Here is a 25861-nt window from a genome sequence, read left to right on the forward strand (position 1 = left end):
ATTTCTTTAAAAAAAAGTTGGAATTTTGGAAAATAAGAATTGTTTTGCTTCGTGAAAAGATATTGTTTTTTGTGGATTTCAATCTTCGACAAAAATTTTTATCTTTGTTCAATATGGAAATTATCAAAAAAGAAATTGTTTCTCAAGAGATATTGCTGAAAGCGTTTGGTCACATGATGACTGCTAAAGCAACTGCAGATGTTTACGAAGAAAACCGAAATATTTGCAAATACGTCCACTCTACTTCCCGCGGTCACGAAGCGATTCAACTTGCTACTGCTTATCAAATGACAAAGGAAGACTGGGTTTCTCCTTACTACCGTGACGAAAGTATGTTACTCGGAATGGGTTTCGAACCTTATCAGTTAATGTTACAATTATTGGCGAAAGCAGACGATCCATTTTCTGGTGGACGGTCTTATTATTCGCATCCATCAAGTCGCGCTGAAAATTTACCTAAAATTATTCACCAAAGTTCTGCAACCGGAATGCAGGCTATTCCGACAACAGGAGTTGCGCAGGGAATTAAATATATTCAGGAATTCAATTTACAGGAATTTGAAAATAATCCCGTTGTAGTTTGCAGTTTTGGAGATAATTCTATCACAGAAGGTGAAGTTTCCGAAGCGTTTCAGTTTGCAGCACTTCATCAATTGCCAATTATATTTTTAGTTCAGGACAATGAATGGGGAATTTCTGTAACGAAAGAAGAAGCAAGAACTTCAGACGCTTATGATTTCGCAGCAGGTTTTGTCGGATTAAATAGAATGAAAGTTGATGGAACGGATTTCGAGGCCAGTTTTGAAGCCATGAAAAAAGCCGTTGATTTTGTAAGAACAGAAAGAAAACCCATGTTGGTTTGCGCAAGTACAGTTTTGATCGGACATCATACTTCCGGCGTTCGACGAGAATTTTATCGGGAAGAAGAAGATCTGGAAAAACACAGAGCCAAAGACCCAGGAGTTATTCTTAGAAAAAGATTATTGGAAGAAGGAGTCGATGAAGAACTTTTAAAACAAATAGAAGAGAAAGCCAGATTAGAAGTCGAACAGGCTTTTGAAAAAGCGATAAACGCTGAAGATCCAAAACCTGAAACGGTTGAAGACCACGTCTTCGCTCCGACTCCAATTACAGAAGAAGTTGGGCAGAGAGAAGGAGAAAATCCAGAGAAAATTGTAATGGTTGATGCGGCCATTCACGCCATTCAGGAAATTATGTGGAAACATCCCGAAGCTTTATTGTACGGGCAAGATGTTGGGGAAAGGATTGGTGGTGTTTTCAGAGAAACGGTGACTTTAGGAAAAAAATTCGGAAATAAAAGAGTTTTTAATACACCAATTCAGGAAGCCTATATCATTGGTTCAACGGTTGGAATGAGCGCAGTTGGGTTAAAGCCAATTGTGGAAGTTCAGTTCGCCGACTATATTTACCCAGGAATCAATCAACTGATTACAGAGGTTTCAAAATCTAGCTATCTGAGCAACGGAAAATTTCCGGTGAGCAATATTATCCGTGTCCCAATCGGAGCTTACGGCGGCGGTGGTCCTTATCACAGTGGAAGTGTTGAAAGTATCCTCTGTAATATCAAAGGAATCAAAATAGCGTATCCAAGCAATGCAGCAGATTTTAAAGGATTATTAAAAGCTGCTTATTACGATCCAAATCCGGTTGTAATGCTGGAACATAAAGGTTTATACTGGAGCAAAGTTCCCGGAACAGAAGATGCAAAAACCATCGAACCTGCAGAAGATTATATTTTACCTTTTGGAAAAGGAAAAATCCTTTTAGAAGCTGATCAAACTGAAACCGAAAAAGGCCGAACAATGCTCATCGTTACCTATGGAATGGGAGTTTATTGGGCAAAAGAAGCTGCTAAGAATTTCGAAGGAAGAGTTGAGATTATCGATTTGCGAACTTTAATTCCTTTGGATGAAAAATTGGTTTTTGAACGAACAAAACTCCATGGAAAATGTCTCGTTTTAACAGAAGAGCAAATTAATAATTCGTTTGCAGAAGCTTTTGCACAAAGAATTTCGAAAAATTGTTTCCGATATTTAGATGCTCCGGTTGAAGCGATGGGATCTCTCAACTTGCCTGCAGTTCCAATTAATTTAGTTCTAGAAAAAGAAATGCTTCCCAACGCTGAAAAACTTTCTATAAAAATTGGAGAAATGTTGACTCAATAATTTGACATAAAAAGTCTTAAACGATAAAGTCACAAAAGATTTCATTTCGGAAAACTTTTGTGACTTTCATTTTAATCGAACTTTTGAAATATGTATTTAGAATTGCGAATGATTAAGAGCTATATTAGGAACTGTTACACGCAGCACCTTTTGCACACTTTCCTTTTACTTTTTTTCCAAAACTTTTGTGGCTAAAAACTTTATCCCCACCAAAAAGCCGTCGCAATAATAATATACAATCCGATCAACGCAACACCTTCCAGCCAAATACTTTCCCCATCAAAAACGATAAAAGCACTTACCAAAACCGAAAGCGCCAAAGCTGCCAATAATAGCGGACTTAAAACAAAGGACAAAACCGCACCTCCCAAAAAGAAGGAAAGAATAATCAGCAAAGGATAGATCACCAAGGCGATCTGCAACGATGAGTTCATGATCACACTCACAGCATAATCTGCTTTATTTTTCAAAGCCAACTGAATTCCAACCAAATTTTCAATTGCATTTCCCGCAATCGCGACGACGATCAAACCAGCAAAAACATCATTAATTCCGAGAGAATCCATCGCCGGTTTCAAGGCTTCCACAAACCAATCTGACACAAACGCGGCACCAACTCCGGAGGCTGCCAAGATGATCAAAGTCACCGGCAAACTCCACGTGGCTTCTTCCGCATCGCCATTTTTATCAGGCGTTATCGACTTGTCTCCTTTAATTGAAAAGGTTAAGTATGCGCCGAACGTTATTAATAAAACTACTGCAACAATAATATCTAAAGTGTTCAAATGACTTTCCGCCGGTGTATGCAAATAAAAAGTTAAGGTCGGAACCGCCATCGCAGCAACAGCCAAAATCATCAAAACGGCATTCATTTTTGGAGGTTCAGAGTGAAAATATTGTCTTCCGTTCTTTAATCCGCCAAATAAAATGGCCATCCCGAAAACCAAAACAGAGTTTCCTAAAATCGACCCGACTAAAGCGGCTTTTACCACCGTATCCAAACCTGCACGTAAAGCAAAAATACAGACAAACAATTCCGGTAAATTTCCCAGTGCCGATTGTAAAACGCCTGTTGCGGCCGGTCCCATTCTGCTTCCCAACTGTTCTGTGGCTTTCCCGACGATCATCGCCACTAAGACCAAAGCAACTGCGGCAAGTCCGAATAACAGGACAGAATTTAAGCCTGCGTGTGTTGCAAATCCAGTGAATCCTGCGACAATAACTGCGGCTCCGAGAAGTAAATAATCTTTTTTCTGCATAATTCCATTTTTTTCGGAAATAAATATATTGATTTTTTTTTATTTTTTGGGCGCACATTTCCGGCTCTACACTACAATCTTTTTTTTGCCTCGCTTTTCCCTTTCAAAAAAAGGATTTCCATTGCGATCCGGGGCGCGATTATTTTTTATTTTAAAGACTTATTCTTCAATCCAAATGATGTACTTCTCGCATATAAAATCATCATTAAAATCGTAAATTTAAAATTCATGGTTTACCAATATTTAACCAAAGAAAGTGGAAAACTCTATTATGGAATTTGAATGGATTTAGTATTTTTGTACAAACCCTAGGAAAAGATGCCCGAAAACATCCAGCAAAAAATAGAAGATCTTCGTACAGAACTCCATCAGCATAATTATGATTATTATATTTTAGATGAGGCTGCTATTTCTGATTTTGAATTCGATTTAAAATTAAAAGAACTTCAGGAGCTCGAAAAAAACCATCCCGAATTATATGATCCCAACTCTCCTACTTTACGGGTTGGTGGCGAAATAACGAAAAACTTTCCGACGATTCAACATCAGTTCAGAATGTATTCTTTGGATAATTCTTACGATTTTGATGATCTTGAAGATTGGGAAAAACGCATCATCAAAACCATTGATGAACCTGTAGAATTTGTTGCTGAACTAAAATATGACGGAGCATCAATTTCGATTCTTTATGAAAATGGAAAACTGAGACAAGGAGTAACGCGTGGCGACGGTTTTCAGGGAGATGAAATTACAGCAAATGTTAAAACGATTTCAGATATTCCCTTAACCTTGCATGGTGATTTTCCGACTCAGTTTTTCATGCGTGGCGAAATTTATCTGACTCGGAAAAACTTTAATAAAATTAATCTCCGTCGTGAAGAAGAAGGTTTAGATCTCTTTATGAATCCAAGAAACACAGCTTCTGGAAGTTTGAAAATGCAGGATTCTGCCGAAGTTCGAAAACGTGGACTTTCTGCGGTTCTTTATCAATTTATCTCTTCTGAAATTCCCGCAGAAACGCATTGGGAACTATTACAAAATTCTAGAAAATGGGGTTTTAAAGTTTCTGATCAGGCAAAATTGTGCAGGAATTTAGATGAAATAAAAGATTTTATCACTTATTGGGATGAACATCGACACGAACTTCCGTTTGAAATTGATGGAATTGTTTTAAAAGTAAACTCCATTAAACAGCAATCGCAATTAGGTTATACAGCGAAATCTCCGCGTTGGGCAATGGCATATAAATTCAAAGCAGAAAAAGTAGAAACCGAATTGCTAACCGTTGCTTACCAGGTGGGAAGAACAGGCGCAATTACACCGGTTGCGAATCTTAGACCGGTTTTATTAGCTGGAACAATCGTTAAAAGGGCAAGTTTACATAATGAAGACATTATTAAAAAACTTGGTTTGCACGAACATGATTTTGTTTATGTAGAAAAAGGCGGCGAAATTATTCCGAAAATTGTCGGGATCAATGAAGAGAAAAGAAAAGTCGATAGCAGAGAAGTCGAGTACATAACGCACTGTCCGGAATGCGGAACAGAACTGGTGAGAATTGAGGATCAGGCAATTCATTTTTGTCCGAATGATTTGCATTGTCCGCCGCAAGTTGTGGGTAGAATGATCCATTATGTTTCAAGAAAAGCCTTAGACATTGAAGGTTTGGGTGCCGAAACAATTGAGCAGTTGTATCGGGAGAAACTGGTTGAGAATCCGGCAGATTTTTATGTTTTAACAAAAGAACAATTACTTCCTTTAGAAAGAATGGCTGAAAAATCTGCCCAGAATATTTTGGATGGCGTTGAGAAATCAAAAAAAATTCCCTTCGAAAAAGTATTATTTGGGATCGGTATTAAACACGTTGGTGAAACGGTTGCGAAGAAATTGGCGAAAAATTTCGACTCGATTGAGAGTTTGCAAAATGCAACTGCAGAAGAACTCATTCAGGTTGAAGATATTGGAGGAAAGATCGCCGAAAGCATTGTTGAATTCTTTCAGAATCCCGAGAATTTATTGATGATCGAAAGATTGAAATCTTATGGCGTTCAATTGGAAAGAGGAGAAAACCCTAATGAAACTTTAAGTGATATTCTACAGGATAAAACCTTTCTCTTCACAGGAAAACTTTCCTTGTTTACACGGGAAGCTGCTGAAGAAATGGTTGAAAAACATGGCGGAAAAAATATATCCGCAGTTTCTAAGAATCTGAATTACTTAGTAGTGGGAGAAAAAGCCGGCAGCAAACTCAAAAAAGCGCAGGATATTAGAACGATCATCATCCTTGACGAGCAAGAATTTTTAACGCTGATTGCTGCAGAATAAAATTTTCAGTAGGCTTAAAAAATCTTAATTATCATATTTACAACCATTTATATTTTACGATAAGGAAAATCTAAGTTAGTTATGCATTCAATAGTTTAAACTGAAATATGATAAGTTATTGAATCGCTACTATACTTGTAACTAATTAATGTTTTCTTTACTATTTAAGAGTTATTAATTAATTTTCAAAAATATTTATATGTTTTAATTTTTGTATTCCAATTTTATCTACATTTGATAAAATTATTAAATAACTATTGTCTTATGAAAAAACATGTATTTTCTGCAGGATTAATAATGCTGCTTATTGCTGGTCAGGTTTCGGCACAAGAATTTGTGAGTAAAAGAAATATCGACAACAATGGTAGAGTTGATTTGATCACTTTTAACAGTGGTTTAAGCGCAAAATCAACAAACGTAAATGATATTTTGAAGCAGAGTTTAAACCTGGATTCAAGGTCAACGCTCCAAAGTATTAAAACCGACTTAGATCCATCAAGCTCATTTATTGATGAAAAATTTCAGTTGTATTACGATGGAATTAAAGTGCAATATGTTGTTTACACCTTGCATTCTCAAAATGGAAAAATGGAAAGTTTATCAGGGAATGTTTTCCCGATTACTGATGTAACTACCAAACCTACTTTAAATGCAGCATCTGCTTTAAATTCCGCGATCAAACACACCAGTGCGCAAAAATACATGTGGGAGGACGCAGAATATGTGAAAGAAAATTCTTACAAAAAGCCAGATGGTGAATTGGTTTTAATTCCGATAGAACAAAATGACGGCTCATTTAAATTATTGCTGGCTTATAAATTTGATATTTATGCAGCACAACCTTTAAGCAGAGAATATGTTTATGTAGATGCTCTTGACGGAAAAATTTTAATGACTGATGCCATTATCAAACATGCTAACAATTTCTACGGTGATAATGCCACCTCTTCCCACAATGAAAGTTCTATTGAAAATTCGGCAGTACTTAATGCGAAATTAGCTTTAGTTTCAGGAACTGCTGCAACCAGATACAGTGGCTCACAAACAATTTCTACCACGTTAGTTGGAAGCAGTTATACCTTACGTGATTCATCCCGTGGAAGTGGAGTTTTTACTTATAACCTGAAAAAAGGAACGGCTTTAAAAAGCACAGATTTTACAGATAATGACAATAATTGGACTGCCGCAGAATTTAATAATTCTACATATGATAATGCTGCCTTAGATGCACATTGGGGCGTTTCAAATACCTATGATTATTTCAAAAATACATTTAACAGAAACAGCTACAACAATGCAGGAGCGGTCTTAAAAAGCTACGTTCATTACAGTTCAGGGTATGAAAATGCCTATTGGTCTGGCTCAGAAATGGTTTACGGCGATGGTGCCTCTACTTTTTCTCCTTTAACTGCGCTGGATGTTACTGCCCATGAATTGGGTCACGCAGTTTGCGAATATTCGGCAAATCTGGTCTACGCAAGAGAATCTGGAGCAATTAATGAAGGACTTTCTGACATTTGGGGTGCGGTCGTAGAAAATGCTTATGCTCCAACAAAACAGAACTTTTTGATCGGTGAAGATATTACCAAAACTTCGCCTTATTACTTAAGATCAATGAGCAATCCGAATTCAGGATTAGGTGCGCAACCAGATACTTATCTTGGAACTTACTGGAAAGCTGCAACAAGCAGTTGTTCGCCAAGCCAGGCAAATGATCAGTGCGGCGTTCATTCAAACAGCGGCGTTTTAAATCATTTCTTCTATATTTTGACGCAAGGAAAATCAGGAACTAATGATATAGGGAATGCATTTTCAGTTACAGGAATAGGTTTTGCAAAGTCTGCAAAAATTATTTATCGCATGGAAACTTCTTACCTTACTTCAAATTCTACTTATGCCAATGTCTTAACTTATGCGATACAATCTGCTAAAGATTTATATGGAGGTGGTTCAGCGGAAGCAATTGCCACGCAAAATGCTTTATATGCGGTAGGTTTAGGAACTGCTTATTCAGGTGGATCAACTGCAGATACAATTGCTCCTTCTACTCCGACCAATCTTGCAGCGAGTGGAACAACCTCTGTGGCGACTAATTTAAGCTGGACTGCTTCTACAGATAATGTAGGCGTAACTGGTTATGATGTTTACAGCGGTTCTACATTGTTAGGAAATACTGCTTCTACCACGACTTCTATTACTGGATTAGTTGCTTCTACAACTTATAGTTTCTCCGTTAAAGCTAAAGACGCTGCCGGAAATGCTTCAGCTTCAAGTAATGTATTATCTGTAACTACAGGTTCTACCACAACTCCACCGGTATCTTATTGCGCATCAAAAGGAAATTCTACTTCTGATGAAAAAATCAGTAAAGTTGTTTTTGGAACGATCAGCAATTCTTCTACAGGAACTGCAGGTTATGAAAATTTCGCAACTCAAATTGCTAACGTAAATAAAGGAAGTGCTTACACTATTACGATCACTCCGAAATGGACCTCTACTTCTTATAATGAAGGTTACGCTGTTTTCATTGATTACAATGGTGACGGAGATTTCGCAGACGCTGGAGAAACTGTTTTCACAAAAGCTGCTTCTAAAACAACTCCGGTGAGCGGTTCTATTACAATTCCTGCATCTGCAATTACCGGTAACACAAGAATGAGAGTTTCTATGAAATACAACGGAATTCCAACTTCTTGTGAAACTTTCTCTTACGGACAGGTTGAAGATTATACCTTGAATATTAAAGCTACGGGAACTGTTAACTCTTTAACGAATGTTAAAGTAAACAGTGCGATCAATATTTATCCGAACCCTGTGAAAGATGTATTAAACATTACTGCTGAAGGAAATTTTTCTTACCAGATATATTCTGAAAGCGGACAAATGGTGATGAGCGGAGAAGCTAATGAAAAAATGCTAAACGTTCAGAAATTAACTACCGGTTTATACCTTATTAAAATTTCCCAAAACGGAAAAACAACAAGTCATAAATTAGTTAAAAAATAAAGTTAATTGAGTTTAAAAAGACTTTGTTCAAAGTCGGGAGATATCTTCTCCCGACTTTTTTTTGTTCTATTAAAAGATTCAATCTTAAAATCTAAAGTTTTATTCAGTTCAAAACAACGAACCATTTGATTTTATTTAAAAAAAACATTACTTTTAAAATTAATTAAAACGTCTCAATAAATTTTAATATATAATGAAAATAAATCTCATCAATAATTCATCAAAAGAAATAAATCAGAAATTTTCTTTTTTTACGGAAGAGCAATGGCAAACTGAAAAGGAAAATTTTAGCAAAAATATGAAACCTCTCTTTTCGGCGAAAAAGAACGAAACTTTTGTGATCGCGGAAGAAAATTCAATTCAGTGTTTAATTGGTTTAGGAACAAACCCGGAAAGTTTTGATATACAGGCAATCGCTTCAAAATTCTCTTATGATTTTAGAAAAAAAATTCAGACAGAAAATACTTTATTGGAAGTTAAAGGTCTCAATGACATTCAAATTGAATATGTAGTAAAAGGCTTATATTTAGGAACATATACGTATCCATTTAAAGCTGAACATCCACTATTTAATACTGAATTTAACTTAATAATTAATTCAATTTCAGAAGAAAAATTAAGTGATCTGAAATTAAAAGCGCAAGCCGTTTGCGAAGGCCAATTTGCCTGTATGGAATGGTTGAATAAGCCGCAAAATTTCAAAAGAGTTCCGCATATTTCAGGATTTTTAAACGAGATCGCAGAGAAATATAATTTTAAACAAACAGTTTTCGATCGTAAAAAATCAGAAGAAATTGGATTAGGTGCTTTTCTTTCCGTGAATCAGGGAAGTTCACAGGAGGCAGCCTTCACCATTTTAGAATATCAATCAGAAAATGAAGAAGCAAAAACTGTTGGCTTAGTCGGAAAATGTGTACTTTTTGACACGGGTGGAATTTCTATCAAAGGTTCAGAAAATCTGCATTATATGAAATCCGATATGGGCGGCGCAACTGCTGTCATTGGAACTTTAATTGCCGCAGCGGAAATGAAACTTCCTGTCAACATTATTGCGATTTTACCGATCACCGACAATGCCATTTCAAACACCGCTTATATTCCGAGCGATGTTATCAAAGCATACAATGGAAAAACGATAGAAGTTCTAAATACAGATGCAGAAGGAAGAATGACTCTTGCTGACGGACTTTCGTACCTGTCAAAAAATTATAAGACCGATGCATTAATTGATCTGGCAACCTTGACCGGAAGTTCCGTAAGAATGTTTGGTTATACGTGTGGTGCTTATTTTTCTAACAACGAAAATTTAAAAAAATCATTAGAAACTTCTGGTGATAAAACCAATCAAAGGTTATGGAATTTACCACTTTGGGATATTTGGAAAGATGATTTCAAATCAGATGTTGCCGATTTCAAAAATATTTCTTCAAAACCTTTTGGTGACTGTATTGTTGCAGGAAAATTTTTAGAACAGTTTATCGAGGGACATCCGAACTGGGCGCATCTTGATATCGCCGGAGTTGCTTTTGGCAACGTGCAGTATATGAAGGAAAAAGGCGCAACTGGTTATGGTGTTCAGCTGCTGCTTGATTTTTTGGAAAATTTTTAAGGAAAAATTAGCGTATCCGAGAATTTCTCTGTATAATTGATAGTAGATTTTCAAATCTTGAACGATTATTAAAAATCAGTGTTGATTATTTAATAAAAAATTGTTTATTTTTCTGAAAATTTACTAATTATTAAAATTCGTTATATGAAGGAGAATACGATTGTCTGCATTTCCTGTTATTACAAGGGTTATGATTTCATGGAGGAAATGAAAAATTTGGGCAATAAAATTATCCTCATTACCTCCGAGAATATCAAAGAAAAAAACTGGCCGTGGCACGCGATCGACGAGGTTTATTACATGTCGGAGATCGAATCTTCCGTCTGGAATTTAGATGATCTTGTTCAGGGATTTTCCTATCTAGCCAAAAAAAATAAAATCGATGCAGTAATCGCCTTAGATGATTATGATGTCGAAAAAGCTGCACTCGTACGTGAGGTTTTTCGAATTCCAGGAATGGGCCAAACGACGCACCGTTATTTTCGCGATAAGCTGGCTATGCGGCAAATGGCAAAAGATTCCGGCATAGATGCTCCAGAATTTTCCTCTATTTTCAATGATGAAACCGTAAATGAATTTACAGATAAATATCCAGCGCCCTGGGTTTTAAAACCTCGGTCTGAAGCTTCTGCAACAGGAATTATCAAAATAAAATCAAAAGAAGAGATTTGGCCGGCCATTGAGAATTTAGGAGACAAACGCCATTATTACCTATTGGAAAGTTTTAAACCTGGCGATGTTTTCCATGTAGACAGTTTGGTCTATAAAAAAGAAATTATTTTTACTTCAGCTTCCCAATATCTGTCGCCACCGATGAAAGTTTCCCATGAAGGCGGTGTTTTTCGGACCAAAACATTAGGGCGATATTCTGAGGAGTTCAAAGCTTTAGACGCCGCTAATTCTAAAGTTTTAAAAAGTTTTGGATTACATCATGGCGCGACTCATACCGAATTTATTCGTGGCAAAGAAGATGGCAAATGGTATTTCCTGGAAACTTCTTCCCGAGTTGGAGGCGCTCATATTCCGGATATGGTAGAAGCTTCAAGTGGGATCAATCTTTGGCGTGAATGGGCTAAAATTGAAAATGCAGTTTTGAAAGGTTTAGATTATCAGCTGGCAAAACCAACCGGATTTTCCGCTGGATTAATCATCGCTTTAGCAAAAGAAAAATCGCCGGATCGCGAAGAATTTCAGTGCGATGAAGTGGTTCGTTTTCTTCCACTCGATTATCATGTAGGAATTGTTTATAAATCGGATCGGAAAGAAAGAATAGAGGAGCTTTTAGATGATGCTTGCGAAAAAATCAACAAAGGTCATTTGAATATTCTGCCACCGAAATCAAAACCGAGTTCTTAAGTATAAAGTTTTATCTTTAAAAAAATTACAATTTATTTCAATTAAAAAAAATATTTATGCCGAGAATTGAACATACCGATTTTTACTCCCACATTTTAGGAATGAGCCTAAAGGTAGAAGTTACAGGACATTTTGGTCATCCCATTTTAATGTTCCCTACTTCGAACGGAGATTATACGCAGAACCACGATTTCAAATTGAATGAGAGTATCAATTGGTTTGTGGAGCACGGGAAAGTAAAATTGTACAATATAGAAACGATTGACAAGTATAGTTTTTACGATAAAAATATCCATCCTTCCGAAAGAATTAGAAATTACGAATTGTATATGCAGTTTTTGATTCAGGAATATGTTCCTTATCTTCAAGCTTTACATTCCGAGCATCGTATTGCGGTTGCAGGAGCGAGTTTTGGAGGTTATCATGCCTCAAATTTCGCCTTTAGATTTCCCGATGTCGTTTCTCATCTCTTCTGTTTGTCGGGCGCATTTACGATCCGTAATTTTATGGATGGTTTCAGCAATGATCAGGTTTATTACAATTGTCCGCGGGAATTTATGAAAAATGATGTAGCCTGGAAATATAGCCATATGCATATTGTTTTGAGTACTTCTGATGAAGATATTTGTTTGGCTCAAACGCAGGAAATGGCGGGAATTTTAGCCTCGAAAGGAATCAGTCACTGGTATGACGAAAGAAAATGGATCAGTCACGACTGGCCGCTTTGGAGAATGGTTTTCCCAATGTTCATCGGCAAATTTTTCAGTTAAAATCATTAATAATACGATCTTAAAGAATTTTAAAGATTCAAATAACATTCATTAAAAATAAAAAAATATTATGGCTAAAAAAGTAGGAATTTTATTCGGAATGGAAGACACTTTTCCGTGGGCTTTCATTGATAAAGTTAATGAACTTGGTAAAGGTGAAGTTGTCGCCGAAGCAGTGATGATCGATAAACTGGAGCAAGGAGCCGATTATGGTTACGCTGTAATTATCGACCGGATTTCCCAGGATGTTCCTTTCTACAGAGCATATTTAAAGAATGCAGCACTGAACGGAACTTATGTGATGAACAATCCTTTTTGGTGGAGTGCAGATGAAAAATTTTTCAACAATGCCTTGATGTCAAAATTAGGAATTCCCTTGCCAAAAACGGTTTTACTACCAAGTAACGACCGACCGACCGACACGACCGAAACTTCTTTTAGAAATTTAAAATTCCCGCATGACTGGGATTATATTTTCAATTATGTAGGTTTTCCGGCGTATATGAAACCGCATGATGGCGGTGGTTGGAAAAGTGTTTATCGTGTAGAAAATGCAGAAGACATGTGGGACAAATTGGGTGAAACGGGACAATTGGTCATGATGCTTCAGGAAGAAATTGTTTTCCAGGATTATTACAGAGTGTATTGTTTAGGAAAGAAATACGTTCACATAATGCCTTATGAACCGCGAAATGCGCATCACTTAAGATATGCGACCACGCATCAAACGGAAGGAAAAGAACTGGAGAAACTGCTAAAAGTCATTCACGATTACACGATCAAAATGAATGAAGCTTTAGGATACGATTTCAATACCGTAGAATTTGCAGTGAAAGACGGGATTCCTTATGCCATCGACTTCTGTAATCCAGCTCCAGATGCAGACCGAAACTCCGTTGGGGAAGAAAATTTTGCCTGGATCGTAGAAAACGCGGCAAAATTCGCTATCGAAAAAGCGAAAGAATTTGTTCCAGGAAAACCAAATATTTCTTGGGGAACTTTTGTCACAGACAACATTAAGAAAAAATAAAATGTAGTCGAAAAAATTAGATTTAAGAAGATAAAATCAATTTGAATTTTATTTGACTGCAAAAATTATCTTCTTAAATTTTTTATTAATATTTCATAAAACACAAGATCATGCATCAATTTACTATAGGCGTCGAAGAAGAATATCAAATTATTGATGTAGAAACGCGTGATTTGGTTTCTCATGTTTCCAAAATAATTGAAGGTGGAAAAGCAACTTTGCTGGAGAATCTTAAACATGAAATGCACGAATCTGTTATCGAAATGGAGACGGGTATTTGTAATAATATTCAGGAAGTTAAAGCTGAACTCACCGATCTTCGGAAACGACTCATCAAAGTTGCGCACGAAAATAATTTACGTGTTTCTGGTGGTGGAACGCATCCTTTCTCGAGATGGCAGGATAATCCGATAACAAAAGCAGATCGTTACGACAAGATCGTGAGTGATCTGGGAGATGTTGCGAGATCCAATTTGATTTTTGGACTTCACGTTCATATCGGAATTCCGAACCGGGAAGAAGGTATTAGAATTCAAAATGTGATGCGATATTTTTTGCCGCACGTTTACGCACTTTCAACGAACTCTCCTTTCTGGGTCGGTAGTAAAACTGGTTTTAAATCTTATCGCCAGGAAGTTTTTGTGAAATTCCCAAGAACGGGAATTCCAAGTTATTTCAGCTCTGTAGCAGAGTTTGATGCCTACATTAATTTGATGATCAAAACCGGAACAATTGATAATGCCAAGAAAATATGGTGGGATTTACGGGTTCATCCTTTTTATCCAACGATTGAATTCCGTATTTGTGATATGCCTTTACGCGTGGAAGAAACAGTTTGTATCGCTGCGATTATGCAATGTTTGGTAGCGAAAATATATAAACTTCACGAACAAAATTTAAGTTTTAGAAGTTATAGAAGGCTTTTGCTTAACGAAAATAAATGGCGCGCCTCGAAAGATGGAATTCACGCTCATCTGATTGATTTTGGAAAAGAAACAAGCGTTCCTTACTCCGATTTGCTTAAAGAACTTTTGGCATTTATCGATGATGTTGTAGATGAATTAGGTTGCCGCGAAGAAGTAGAATATGCGTGGGAAATTATGAAAAATGGCACCGGAGCTGACCGTCAGTTGGCGGTTTATGAGAAAACCGGAGATTTGAAAGCGGTCGTTGATTACATGATCTCTGAGACTGAAAATGGATATATTACTGAGTAAAATAATTATTTCTTAATTTTGTACCGTAAATATTATTAAATGAAAGGAATTAAAGTTGCCCTACTCGACATGAATAATCATCATGTAAATCAGGGAATGCGAAATATAAAAGAGATCTCTCAGGCGTTCAAGGAAAATGCAGATGAGGATGTTTCTATAGAAATCTTTGACGTACGATATAAGAATGAAGTTCCGAACGTGGACGATTTTGATATTTTTATTTCGTCCGGAGGTCCCGGAAATCCTCATAAAGAAGGCTATGAATGGGAAGAGAAATATGCTGTTTTTCTGAACGGTATATGGGAGCATAATAAAAAGCAGGACGATAAAAAGTTTTTATTTTTAGTCTGTCATTCTTTTCAGGTTGCAAGTATTCATTGGAATATTGGTAACATTTGCAAGCGAAAATCTTACTCATTTGGCGTAATGCCTATTCATAAAACCGAAGAAGGTGAAAATGATTTTCTTCTCAAGAATTTACCAAATCCCTTCTACGCTGTAGATTCCAGGGGTTATCAATTTATAGAAGCTGATGAGGAAAAAATGGAAGAAATGGGTATGAAAATTATGGCGCTTGAAAAAGTTCGTCCGCACATTCATCTGGAACGAGCAGTGATGGCGATTCGTTTTTCTGACGAGATTTTTGGTACACAATTTCATCCGGAAGCAGATCCGAAAGGAATGATCGAAAATTTGAAGGACGATAAAAATCGCGATGCCATGATCGAAAATTACGGCATGGAAAAATATTTGGAAACCATCGACAGAATGGACGATCCAGATAAAATCGTTTTAACACAGGCTCAAATTTTACCCCGATTTTTACAGTATGCGGCGCAGCAGATTTTGAAATGTGAAATGGCTTAAGTTTATTGTAAGCAATTTGTCATGAAAAATGGCAATTTTAAAACATAAAATCCTAAACATTTTTTTTAAAGCGAATTTCCATTTTTTTAAAAATCTGAAAATTTTGTAGCATTTTTCTTTGTTTTTTGTACTCTTTAATTTGATTATTTAGCAGTACCTCTTTTGTGCCTTTTGTGGTTAAGCCAATTCACTACAGTTTAAAGATTCATTCTTTTACATTAAATTTTTATTAAATTAAAGACATTATGATTCCGAAATACAGAAAACAGTTTAATGCAGAATTTACGCAGGAGAAATACCAAAATATTCTGGATCGTTTAAAGGAAAAAAGCGGAATTTATCCGCAATTTCGAGTTTCTGAAAGTCCGATTTTTTTAACGAACGAATTTATTGATAAACTTCACGGTGCTTGTGACAGTATTATTTCTCAAATAAAAGAAATGTCGCCTGCAGAATTAGATATGGCAATTCCAGATGATTGCAGGGTTCCGAATGATACTCTACAGCCTCATTTTTTTACCATTGATTTTGGAATCTGTCGAAATGAAAAAGGCGAAATCGTTCCGCAGTTGATCGAACTGCAATCCTTCCCTACTTTATATTGTTTTCAAAAAGAATTGCAAAATGCTTTTGTAGATGAATATAATTTTTTAAAACCTTTAAAAACGCCCAAAAGCGACGAAGAATATTATGAGGAACTGAAAGAGCTGATTGTGGGAGACGAAAATCCGGAGAATGTAATTTTAATGGAAATTTATCCTGATGAACAAAAAACAAATATCGATTTCTATTTGACCAAAAAAAGATTAGGGATAGAAATCGTCTGTCTTACTAAAGTTAAAAAGGAAGGACTAAAATTATACTATGAAAAAGACGGTCGAAAAATTCAAATTAAAAGAATATATAACCGCGTCATTTTCGATGAGATCAATAAAATTCCCAATTTAAAAACTGAATTTGATTTCCGCGAAGAAGTTGATGTAAAATGGATCACCCATCCGAATTGGTTCTTCAAAATTTCCAAATTCATCTTGCCCAAATTAACGCACGAATTTGTACCCAAAAGTTATTTTCTGAATGATTTTCCGGAAACTGAAAAATTAGAAGATTTTGTATTGAAACCTTTATTTTCATTTGCAGGAAGCGGTGTTAATCTAAATCCCACTTCTGAAGATGTAGAAAAAATTGAAGATCGGGAGAATTATATTCTGCAGCGAAAAGTAGAATATGCTCCATTATTTGAAGACATTAATGGAGAATTTTCGAAAGCTGAGATCCGACTTCTCTACATTTGGGATGAGAATTCAGACCGTCCGAAATTGATGGAACATTTAATTAGAATGACGAAAGCTGCAATGGTTAACGTCGATTTCAACAAAAAAGATGCGATCTGGATCGGCGGGACAACTGCTTTTACAGAGCGATGATCTTTACATCAAATTTATTTTAAAACCATCTTTTTTGAGATGGTTTTTTTGTTGATCATCTTTAAAACTATATTTCTTTCAACGCGCATAAATTGGATTAGTCAATATTGTTATACAATATAATAAATTGATGATCAGATATTTAAATATTTACATCAACCTTAAATTTTTCATATTTGTTTATAAAATTTTATTAAAATACGGTGTTATCACCCGAAATTAAAACTTAGTTCTTTGGTAAATTTGTCATTAATATCAATGAAATTCTAATCAAATCTTATCGCTAAGCCTTAAATTAAAGTACAGTCGATGTGATTGCGAAAAAATTGATGCAGGAATTTTATAATAAGAAATAGATAACCATAATACATTTTTACTCATGAAAAAATTAATCTTATTGGCTTCACTGGCTTTTTACGGTGCCCATCTTAACGCTCAACTGAAGTATCCTGAAACTCCCAAAATTGTAGTCACCGAAAATCTATGGGGAACAGATTACAAGGATAATTACCGCTGGCTTGAAAATATGAAAGACCCCAAAGTTATTTCCTGGTTCAAGCAACAAGCTGATCTCACAAATTCTGTGATGTACACGATTTCCGGTCGTGATGAACTGATTCAGGAATGGCGAAAACTGGCACTCCTGCAACCTGCTGTTGTATTTTCTGAAGTTGAAGCTAAAGGAAAATACTTTTTTCAGAAGAGAAATCCAGGGGAGAAAGTGAGTAAAGTTTATTTTCGCGATAATCTGAACGGACCTGATCAACTCCTGTTTGATCCTCAAACTTTTATCGCTGGGAAAACTTTATCGGTGCAATCCATTAATCCCAGTAACGACGGTACGAAACTTTTGATCGCCTATTCTGAAGCTGGCGCAGAAGTTTCTACTATAAGGGTTTTAGATGTGAAAACGAAAAAGTTTCTGAGCGACATTATTAATAATACAGCCGGAGCTGGAGACTGGACATTTGACGATACTGCCTTTTTTTACACTTGGATAAAATCTGCTGATAATGAAGATCCTAGTGCACGTTTAAATCCGAAATCAAAATTGCATCGATTAGAAACAGATAGTAGTAAAGATGTCGATTTTTTTAGTAGTGAAAGTTATCCTTCTCTAAAAATTGATGCAAAAGTATATCCTGTTAATTTTTTATATAAAGATAATCCCAACTTTGTTTTCGCTGCAGAAGGTTCAGTTCAGAACGAATTGGTTTCATACTATGCGCCCATTGATCAATTTAATTCCAAAAATATTAAATGGAAAAAATTAACAACCGCAGACGACAAAATTGTTCGTGGCATAGAAATTTTTGGTGATAAAGTCTACGCGATCACTTATAGAAATGCGAAGAATTATCAACTCGTTTCAACAAGCCTTCAAAATCCGGATTGGAATAATGCAGAAGTTGTCGCTCCAAATCAAGCGATGACATTAGAAAGTGTTACACGTTCCAAGGATTATATAATCTTAAGTTACAGCGATGGACTTCATAATTTCCTATTCAAATACGATCCGAAAACTAATAAAATGTCGCCTATCAAATTGCCTTATGAAGGAACTGTGAATGTTCAGCGTTTAGCTACAAAATCGAATGACTTCATCATCGGAATGACTTCCTGGAACAAGCCGTTTACCGAAATGCTTTACAATGCAGAAACCGATCAATTTATAAAAAGTCCATTTAATCAACCCGCAAATTACCCGGAAGAATATAAAAATTTAGTGGTAGAAGAAGTTAACGTAAAAGGTCATGATGGCGTAATGATCCCTTTATCCATCATTTATAAAAAAGGACTTAAAAAAGATGGTTCCAATGTCGGTTTTATGGAAAGTTATGGAGCTTACGGAATTAGCATGACTCCCGGATTTGCGACGAGATTGTATTCTTTGGCTGTTAAAGGTGTCGTAATTGCAATTCCTCACGTTCGTGGCGGTAGTGAAAAAGGTCAGGAATGGTACAAAGCTGGTTATAAAACTACGAAACCAAATACGTGGAAAGATTTTATTTCGTGTGCTGAATATCTAATTGCTCAAGGTTTTACCAAAGCAGATCGATTAGCGGGAACAGGAACAAGCGCGGGAGGAATTTTAATCAGCAGATCAATTACAGAAAGGCCTGATCTTTTTGCCGCGGCTGTTATTAATGTCGGTCTCGGAAATGCAATGAGGGCAGAATTCAGTTCAAATGGTCCCGTAAATATTCCTGAATTCGGAACTGTAAAAAACGAAATCGAATCTAAAGCACTTTTTGAAATGGATGGAATGATGCATGTAAAAGATGGCGTAAAATATCCCGCAGTAATGGGCGTTGCTGGTTGGAATGATCCTCGAGTAATTGCATGGCAACCAGGGAAATTTATTGCAGCTTTACAAAATGCTTCTACTTCCGGAAAACCTGTTTTACTCAAAGTTAATTATGATAACGGCCATTTCACAGAAGATAAGGAAGTTACGTATGCCAATTTTGCAGACCAATACGCATTTATGATGTGGCAATGCGGTCATCCGGATTTTCAAGTGAAAAAAAGCAAATGATAGTAATTTAGATTTAATGATAATAAAAGCCAGAAATGTAAAAATTTTCTGGCTTTTTTTTTGGCTACGGAAAATATTTGAACGTATAAATTTTAAAATATTACACCACTTCAATCAAACTTCCTCTTTCATCATCCTTCGTAATATTCAAAGAAACAGGCATCTTCTCTTTCAATTCTTACACATGAGAAATAATTCCTACGATTCGATTTTCTATTTGCAGGCTTAATAAAGTTTCGAAAACAACCTGAACCGATTCTGGATCTTGTATGCCAAAACCTTCATCGATAAAGAGGAAATTTTGTTCTGCGTTTTCGCTGGGGAAAATTGAAGCATTTTATGTGGAAAAAGATTTTTAGAATTAAATTTTGGAATATTCTAAAGTGTTTTAATGTTTCTACTGCAAACTATTGCTTGTCAAAATCTAGTTTGAAAAAGAAATCAGTTTATGTATCTTTGAAATTAATATTTTAAAAAATAAATATTAACACTTTTAAAACGCTTTAAATTTCAAACTAATGAAAGATATAATCTGCCCAAATTGCAAAACTGCATTTAAAATTGATGAAGCAGGATTCGCCAATATTCTAAAACAAGTTCGCGATGAGGAATTTAAAAATGATGTTTCAGAAAAATTGCAGACTTTAATTAATGAGAAAGATTCTGGTTTTAAACTGGCTCATATTCAGCTAAAAAATGAATTTGAGAGTAACATGGCAAAAAAAGATGCAGAAATTTTAAAGTTGAGCAGCGAGAAAGTATACGAAATTTCCAAATTAAAATCCGATAAAGATGCAGAAATTTTGAAATTGAAAAGTGATAAAGATTTAGAACTTGCTCAACAAAAAGGTGATTTTAGTACAAATTTATCCACTTTAAAATCACAGATTTCCAATTTTGCGACAGACAAAGAATTGGCAGTTTCAAAAGCAGTTAAGGTAATTGCGGACGAAAGAGATGAGTATAAAAATGAAAAAGATAATTTAAAGAAAAATTATGATTTTCAACTTACTTATAAAGATGAAGAAATTGTACGACTAAAAGATTTCCGTTCAAAATTATCAACAAAATTAGTTGGAGAAACTTTAGAACAACATTGCGAAGTTGAGTTTAATAAAATACGAGCAACCGCTTTTGGAAATTCTTATTTTGAAAAAGATAATGATGCGAGAGGTGGTAACAAAGGCGACTATATTTACCGAGAATCTGATGAATTTGGCAACGAGATTATTTCAATAATGTTTGAAATGAAGAATAAGGAGGAAAATTCTTCCACTAAAAGTAAAAATGAAACCTTCTTCCAGAAACTCGATAAAGACCGAAACGATAAAAAATGTGAATATGCCATTTTAGTATCCTTATTAGAAGAAGAAAGCGAGCTTTATAATAGCGGAATTGTAGATACTTCTCATAAATTTCCGAAGATGTATGTTATTAGACCACAGTTTTTTATACCGATGATTACGCTCCTGAGAAATGCCGCAATGAATTCGTTGAAGGCAAAAGCAGAACTCGCTTTGGTAAAAAATCAGAACATAGATATTACCAATTTTGAAGAAAATATTAATATTTTTAAAGAAAGTTTTGCGAAAAATTATGAATTAGCAAGTCGGCAATTTAAAACCGCGATTGATGAAATTGATAAAACAATGGATCATTTGCAGAAAACAAAAAATTCACTCTTAGCTTCCGTTAATAATTTACGAATTGCAAATAATAAATCCGACGATTTAACAATTAAAAAATTGACCAAAGGAAATCCTACAATGAGCGTAAAATTTTCGGAATTAAATGAAGATAAATCAACTAATCAAATCGATTCTTAAACTAAAATTCTTCATTCTACAAGAGTATCTTTTCTAATCTCGAAAAACAATCCAATATTTACCCAAATGCCAATCGGCGGTGTGCAGAATTTTCATATTTCAAATGTAAGAAAATTTTGATGTGATGATTTGGTGATTTGCCTATTTGATGATGCAATGTATCGATTAGTTTATACTTTACTTTTTACTCCTGATTTGGGGAAATAATGGCTATTTTTGTTTATACATAATCCAAAACGTTCGTTAAAATGACAAGCAAATTAGATTTAAGGCCAACATTAGATTTACTAATTTTAGAATTAAGCACTCCGATAGAATTGTTTCAAAATCAGACGTTACGCCCAGTTTTGAAATTGCAGAATGATTTATATCTCGCATTATTTAAAGCTTATATCGTTCGGCAAAAAACAGATTTTGAGGCTTTGAGCAAGGATAAGAAACGAATTTTTATCGAACAAAGTCTTCAGAAAGATATCGTGCTCAAAAATACCTTCATCGGAATAACAATTGGCATGTTCTCTTCGGAAGAATTGGAAAACTATATTTTGGAAAATAAAGAATATAACAGAAGGATTATTTCGATGTTAACGGAACGGATCAAGAGTTATATAAAGTGATTTTATAAAAAATGGACCGGAGCTAATATTTTAAAGGAAATAATTACAAAACAAGAATGCAAACACTTATAAAGAATGGACTTTTTTTTTCTGGAATGCCGGAAGAGAAAGCTCTAAAACAAGATGTGTTAATCGATGAATCTGGTCGAATTGCAGAAATTGGTCCATGCAATTCTTTCGATGAATCAGGTTTAAAAATTATTGAAGCAGACGGAAAATGGATCGTTCCCGGTTTTGTGGATTCACACACGCATTATGACGCGGAAGTTCTTGCGTCTCCAGGTTTAAAAGAATCTGCAAGACATGGCGTGACTACGATTATTTTAGGAAGCTGCTCCGTCTCTGCTATTTTCAATAATCCTGAAGATACGGCGGATTCATTTACCAGAGTTGAAGCTATTCCGCGAGAAGTGATGTTGCCGCTTTTAGAAAAGGAAAAAACCTGGACTTCACCGAAGGAATGGAAAGAGTACATCAATAGATTGCCTTTAGGAATCAATGTCGCTTCTTTTATTGGACATTCTGATATTCGAATGAAAGCGATGGGAATCGAACGTTCCTTAAAAGATGGAGAATCCGCGACAAAAGCGGAAGAAAATCAGATGTTCAATATGCTGAGTGATGCTTTAGATGCTGGATTTATAGGCTTATCAACTATGGATAATCCGTGGGACAAAATGGATGGAAATAAATATTGGTCTCATAAAACTCCGTCTTTTTACTCCTCCTGGAAAGAAAGAAAAAGCTTAATCGAATTGCTGAGAAAAAGAGATGCGATTCTTCAGGGTGCGCCTAATCTGGTTACGAGAGTGAATGCTTTTAATTATATGTTCGCAAGTACTGGTGTTTTCCGAAAACCTCTTAAAACGACAATGATTGCGATGATGGATCTGATTGGTGATCGGTATATTTATCCTTTTATCGCGTTTGCTTCCAGAACGATCAATGTTTTAGGAAAAGCAGATTTTCGGATGCAATCGCCGCCATGTCCTTTTACGGTTTATTATGATGGTGTAGATTCGGTGATGTTCGAAGAATTTCCGAGTGGTGAAGCGCTTCGGGATCTTGCAAAAGAACTGGATAAAAGAGATGAACTCATTAAAGACCCGGAATTTAGAGAGAATTTTAAAAAAGAAATAAAGAAAAAATTCGCGCCAAAAGTGTGGCACAAAGATTTAAGTAAAGCCGTCATTATTGACTGTCCGGATCAAACATTAATAGGAAAAAACTTTTACCAGGTCGCGGAGGAAAAAAATCAACACCCTGTAGATGTATTCCTAGACACCATTATTAAGTATGATAAAAAAATAAGATGGACGACCACTATTGCGAATGACAGGAAGGAAAAGTACAAGTCTCTCTATAATTTCCCTTATAATTTAATCAGTTTTTCAGATGCAGGAGCACATCTTAATAATATGGCGTTCTACAATTTTCCTTTAAAAATGATTAAAATAGTACAGGACTCCATCGATATAGGGAATCCAATCATGACTATGGAAAAATGTATTTGGCGACTGACAAAGGAACAGGGAGATTGGTTTAATCTCGATTGTGGATATTTAGCCAAAGGAAAAGTCGCAGATCTAGTCATCATCGATCCGAAAAATTTTAATAATATTAGGGAAAACGTCGAACTTGATGCTATTGAAGAATTTGGAAACTATGAAAGATTAGTCAACAGAAATGAAAATGTAGTGGCAATGGTTTTGGTTGGTGGTGAAATAATTTTTGAAAAGGAAAAGTTTGTAGATAATTATGCTAAATCAGAGAAATATGGCAGATTCTTAGAGAAAGTTTCTTAAGACTACAATTAATTTGATAGATTGAAAATAATGTTCTGTAGGTACAAATCTTTTAATCCAAATAAAAGACGTTTCTTTTCCTCTGTTGCATTTCAATTTCAAAACGAAAACTTTTGTGACGAGTAAGTTTTTGACAATCATAATATATTATCACACAAAAAACCACATCTTTAAGTATACTGAATTACAGCTGATGATGAGGAAATAATAGACCTCCAAATCAATGTTATTAAATGATACAATACATAAAACCGTTCTTCTTTAACATTAATAATTTTTGTAGTTTTACAAAATTATTAATAATATTTAATTATGACGAAGAATTTACTATTTTCATTATTTTTTCTGCAAAGCCTTATAATTTTTGGACAGATTTCCTCAAAGGAAAGAGATTTCAAAATTACCTATCACGAAAATACCATCGAATTACAGTTTGATCATCCGGTCATCGCTAAAGCATTTTCTGGGCTCGATAAACGAGAAGTTTCATTAAATAATATTGATGATAACCGTTTTATCTATTCTTTAAAAAATACAGAACCAAGTTCAATTATTAAATTAGATTATCAACTATTAGAAGGCGAAAACACTGGTTTTCAAACAAGTTATATCGCAACTCCATCAAAGTCATCCGGTACCATCAACGTCTATTTTAATCATCCAGTCGATACCAGTTACAGCCAGGGACAAAATGCTGTAAATCTTGGAAACCAACTAGACGACAAGCTGATTTCTTACATAAATGCCTGTAATACTTCACTGGATATTGCTATTTACAACTCCTATTCTCCTAGTTCTGTTACCGGAATTGCAGGTGCAATCAACAGTGCTTTTGCAAGAGGCGTGCAAGTGAGAATCGTTTATGATGGAAGTACAGGTAGTACGATGATCCCATTATTAAACAGTTCAATACCAAGAATAGCCAGTCCGAATAATTCCAATTACGGCATCATGCACAATAAATTTGTGATTTTTGATGCGAATGTTAGTGATTCAAATAAACCTGTAGTTTGGACAGGCTCTACCAACTGGACAGTGGCACAAATCGATGGGCCAGATAAAAACAGTGCAATTGTCATTCAAGATCAATCGTTAGCGTTGGGTTATCAAATGGAGTTTGAAGAAATGTGGGGTTCTTCCACTGCAATACCGGATTATTCAAATTCAAGATTTGGTCCCTATAAAATTGATAATACACCACACACTTATAACATTGGCGGAAAGATTGTCAATAGTTATTTTAGCCCAAGTGATGGAACTACTGGTAAAATAATTAATGCAATCAATAGTGCAAATACGGACATTGATGTTGCAGCGATGTTGATTACCAGATCAGATATTAGTTCTACTATCATTGCGAAGTATTCTAATGATATCGTTTCTACGCAACTGATCATGGACACTCAAAATCCACAAGGGAATCAAAAAGCTGCGTTACAAGCCGGAATCAGCACGAGTCAAGTTAGAACTGATACAACAAGTGGAGTAATGCATCACAAATTTATGGTGGTCGACAACTATAACAGCAACTCTGATCCTTTAGTTCTTGTAGGATCTCATAATTGGAGTTCTTCTGCTGAAAATAAAAATGACGAGAATACTTTAATTGTGCATGACTTAAATATTGCCAATCAATATTATCAGGCATTTGCTTACTTGTATAAATTATCTGGAGGAACAATTATCACGCCACTAGGAGTAGCAAATAATGCAGTAGCATTTACTCCATATCAACTTTATCCTAATCCAAGTAATGGAATCTTTTACATTAAAAGCGACAAAATTATCGCTGGAAATACAGATCTAAGAATATATGATACAACCGGAAGAAGAATTGATCATCAAAACATTTCTAACTTCAACAGTACAAGCATTGATTTAACAATGCAACCTGCTGGAGTTTATTTCATTAGCATTACAAATTCTTTAGGACAGAGTAATATTAAGATAATTAAACAGTAGCGTTTAAAAATAGAGTGAAAAGCCAAACGATTTGTTTGGCTTTTTTTATTTTAAAGATCC

At 35.3% G+C, this 25861-nt stretch carries 16 protein-coding genes and 1 pseudogene; 15 read left to right on the forward strand and 2 right to left on the reverse strand.

All coding sequences use genetic code 11. The features are described 5' to 3' along the window. Positions 1–113: 113 nt before the first annotated feature. Positions 114–2186, forward strand: a complete 2073-nt coding sequence (locus OA86_RS00595) for an alpha-ketoacid dehydrogenase subunit alpha/beta (RefSeq protein WP_039348277.1) — start codon at positions 114–116, stop codon at positions 2184–2186. Between the two features lie 200 nt (positions 2187–2386). Here OA86_RS00595 and cax read toward each other — a convergent pair whose 3' ends face one another. After that, a complete protein-coding gene (gene cax / locus OA86_RS00600) occupies positions 2387–3445 on the reverse strand; it encodes a calcium/proton exchanger (protein WP_039347277.1) in 1059 nt (352 codons plus the stop codon). A 318-nt stretch (positions 3446–3763) separates the two neighbouring features. On the opposite strand from cax, the gene ligA reads away from it, so the two are divergent. From ligA to OA86_RS00650, 10 genes are all read left to right on the forward strand, one after another. Then, positions 3764–5770, forward strand: coding sequence for an NAD-dependent DNA ligase LigA (gene ligA, locus OA86_RS00605; RefSeq protein WP_039347280.1), 2007 nt, complete (start codon positions 3764–3766; stop codon positions 5768–5770). Positions 5771–6034: 264 nt separating this feature from the next. Then, positions 6035–8776 (forward strand): M4 family metallopeptidase, encoded by a 2742-nt coding sequence (locus tag OA86_RS00610; RefSeq protein WP_039347283.1) that lies wholly within the window; start codon positions 6035–6037, stop codon positions 8774–8776. A gap of 193 nt (positions 8777–8969) precedes the next feature. Further along, entirely contained in the window at positions 8970–10385 is a 1416-nt protein-coding gene (locus OA86_RS00615; RefSeq protein ID WP_052257313.1) for a leucyl aminopeptidase family protein, read from the forward strand. A 144-nt stretch (positions 10386–10529) separates the two neighbouring features. After that, on the forward strand, positions 10530–11741 hold the full coding sequence (locus OA86_RS00620) for an ATP-grasp domain-containing protein (RefSeq protein ID WP_039347286.1): 1212 nt from the start codon (positions 10530–10532) through the stop codon (positions 11739–11741). Between the two features lie 56 nt (positions 11742–11797). Continuing rightward, positions 11798–12511, forward strand: a complete 714-nt coding sequence (locus OA86_RS00625) for an alpha/beta hydrolase-fold protein (protein ID WP_039347289.1) — start codon at positions 11798–11800, stop codon at positions 12509–12511. 70 nt (positions 12512–12581) lie between these two features. Beyond that, positions 12582–13541, forward strand: coding sequence for an ATP-grasp domain-containing protein (locus tag OA86_RS00630; RefSeq protein ID WP_039347292.1), 960 nt, complete (start codon positions 12582–12584; stop codon positions 13539–13541). Positions 13542–13651: 110 nt separating this feature from the next. After that, positions 13652–14758 (forward strand): carboxylate-amine ligase, encoded by a 1107-nt coding sequence (locus tag OA86_RS00635; protein ID WP_039347295.1) that lies wholly within the window; start codon positions 13652–13654, stop codon positions 14756–14758. Positions 14759–14797: 39 nt separating this feature from the next. Further along, entirely contained in the window at positions 14798–15625 is an 828-nt protein-coding gene (locus OA86_RS00640) for a type 1 glutamine amidotransferase (protein ID WP_039347298.1), read from the forward strand. Positions 15626–15870: 245 nt separating this feature from the next. Then, positions 15871–17052: a hypothetical protein gene (locus OA86_RS00645; RefSeq protein ID WP_039347300.1), complete on the forward strand. Its 1182-nt coding sequence runs from the start codon at positions 15871–15873 to the stop codon at positions 17050–17052. A 379-nt stretch (positions 17053–17431) separates the two neighbouring features. Continuing rightward, a complete protein-coding gene (locus tag OA86_RS00650) occupies positions 17432–19591 on the forward strand; it encodes a prolyl oligopeptidase family serine peptidase (RefSeq protein WP_039347302.1) in 2160 nt (719 codons plus the stop codon). A gap of 100 nt (positions 19592–19691) precedes the next feature. Here the strand turns inward: OA86_RS00650 and OA86_RS16140 are convergent. Further along, a pseudogene (locus tag OA86_RS16140) lies at positions 19692–19892 on the reverse strand (hypothetical protein); the annotation flags it as partial. 217 nt (positions 19893–20109) lie between these two features. Here OA86_RS16140 and OA86_RS00655 point away from each other — a divergent pair. The 4 genes from OA86_RS00655 to OA86_RS00670 all read left to right on the forward strand — a co-directional run bounded on the left by OA86_RS00655 (position 20110) and on the right by OA86_RS00670 (position 25801). Continuing rightward, positions 20110–21417: a DUF2130 domain-containing protein gene (locus OA86_RS00655; protein WP_039347304.1), complete on the forward strand. Its 1308-nt coding sequence runs from the start codon at positions 20110–20112 to the stop codon at positions 21415–21417. A 248-nt stretch (positions 21418–21665) separates the two neighbouring features. Beyond that, on the forward strand, positions 21666–22034 hold the full coding sequence (locus OA86_RS00660; protein ID WP_039347307.1) for a hypothetical protein: 369 nt from the start codon (positions 21666–21668) through the stop codon (positions 22032–22034). Between the two features lie 56 nt (positions 22035–22090). Next, complete coding sequence (locus OA86_RS00665; protein ID WP_039347310.1) at positions 22091–23839, forward strand: N-acyl-D-amino-acid deacylase family protein; 1749 nt, start codon at positions 22091–22093, stop codon at positions 23837–23839. A 312-nt stretch (positions 23840–24151) separates the two neighbouring features. Then, positions 24152–25801: a phospholipase D-like domain-containing protein gene (locus OA86_RS00670; RefSeq protein WP_039347313.1), complete on the forward strand. Its 1650-nt coding sequence runs from the start codon at positions 24152–24154 to the stop codon at positions 25799–25801. The last annotated feature ends 60 nt before the right edge of the window (positions 25802–25861 follow it).

It is taken from the genome of Kaistella jeonii, from assembly GCF_000812865.1.
Classification (GTDB): Bacteria; Bacteroidota; Bacteroidia; order Flavobacteriales; family Weeksellaceae; genus Kaistella; species Kaistella jeonii.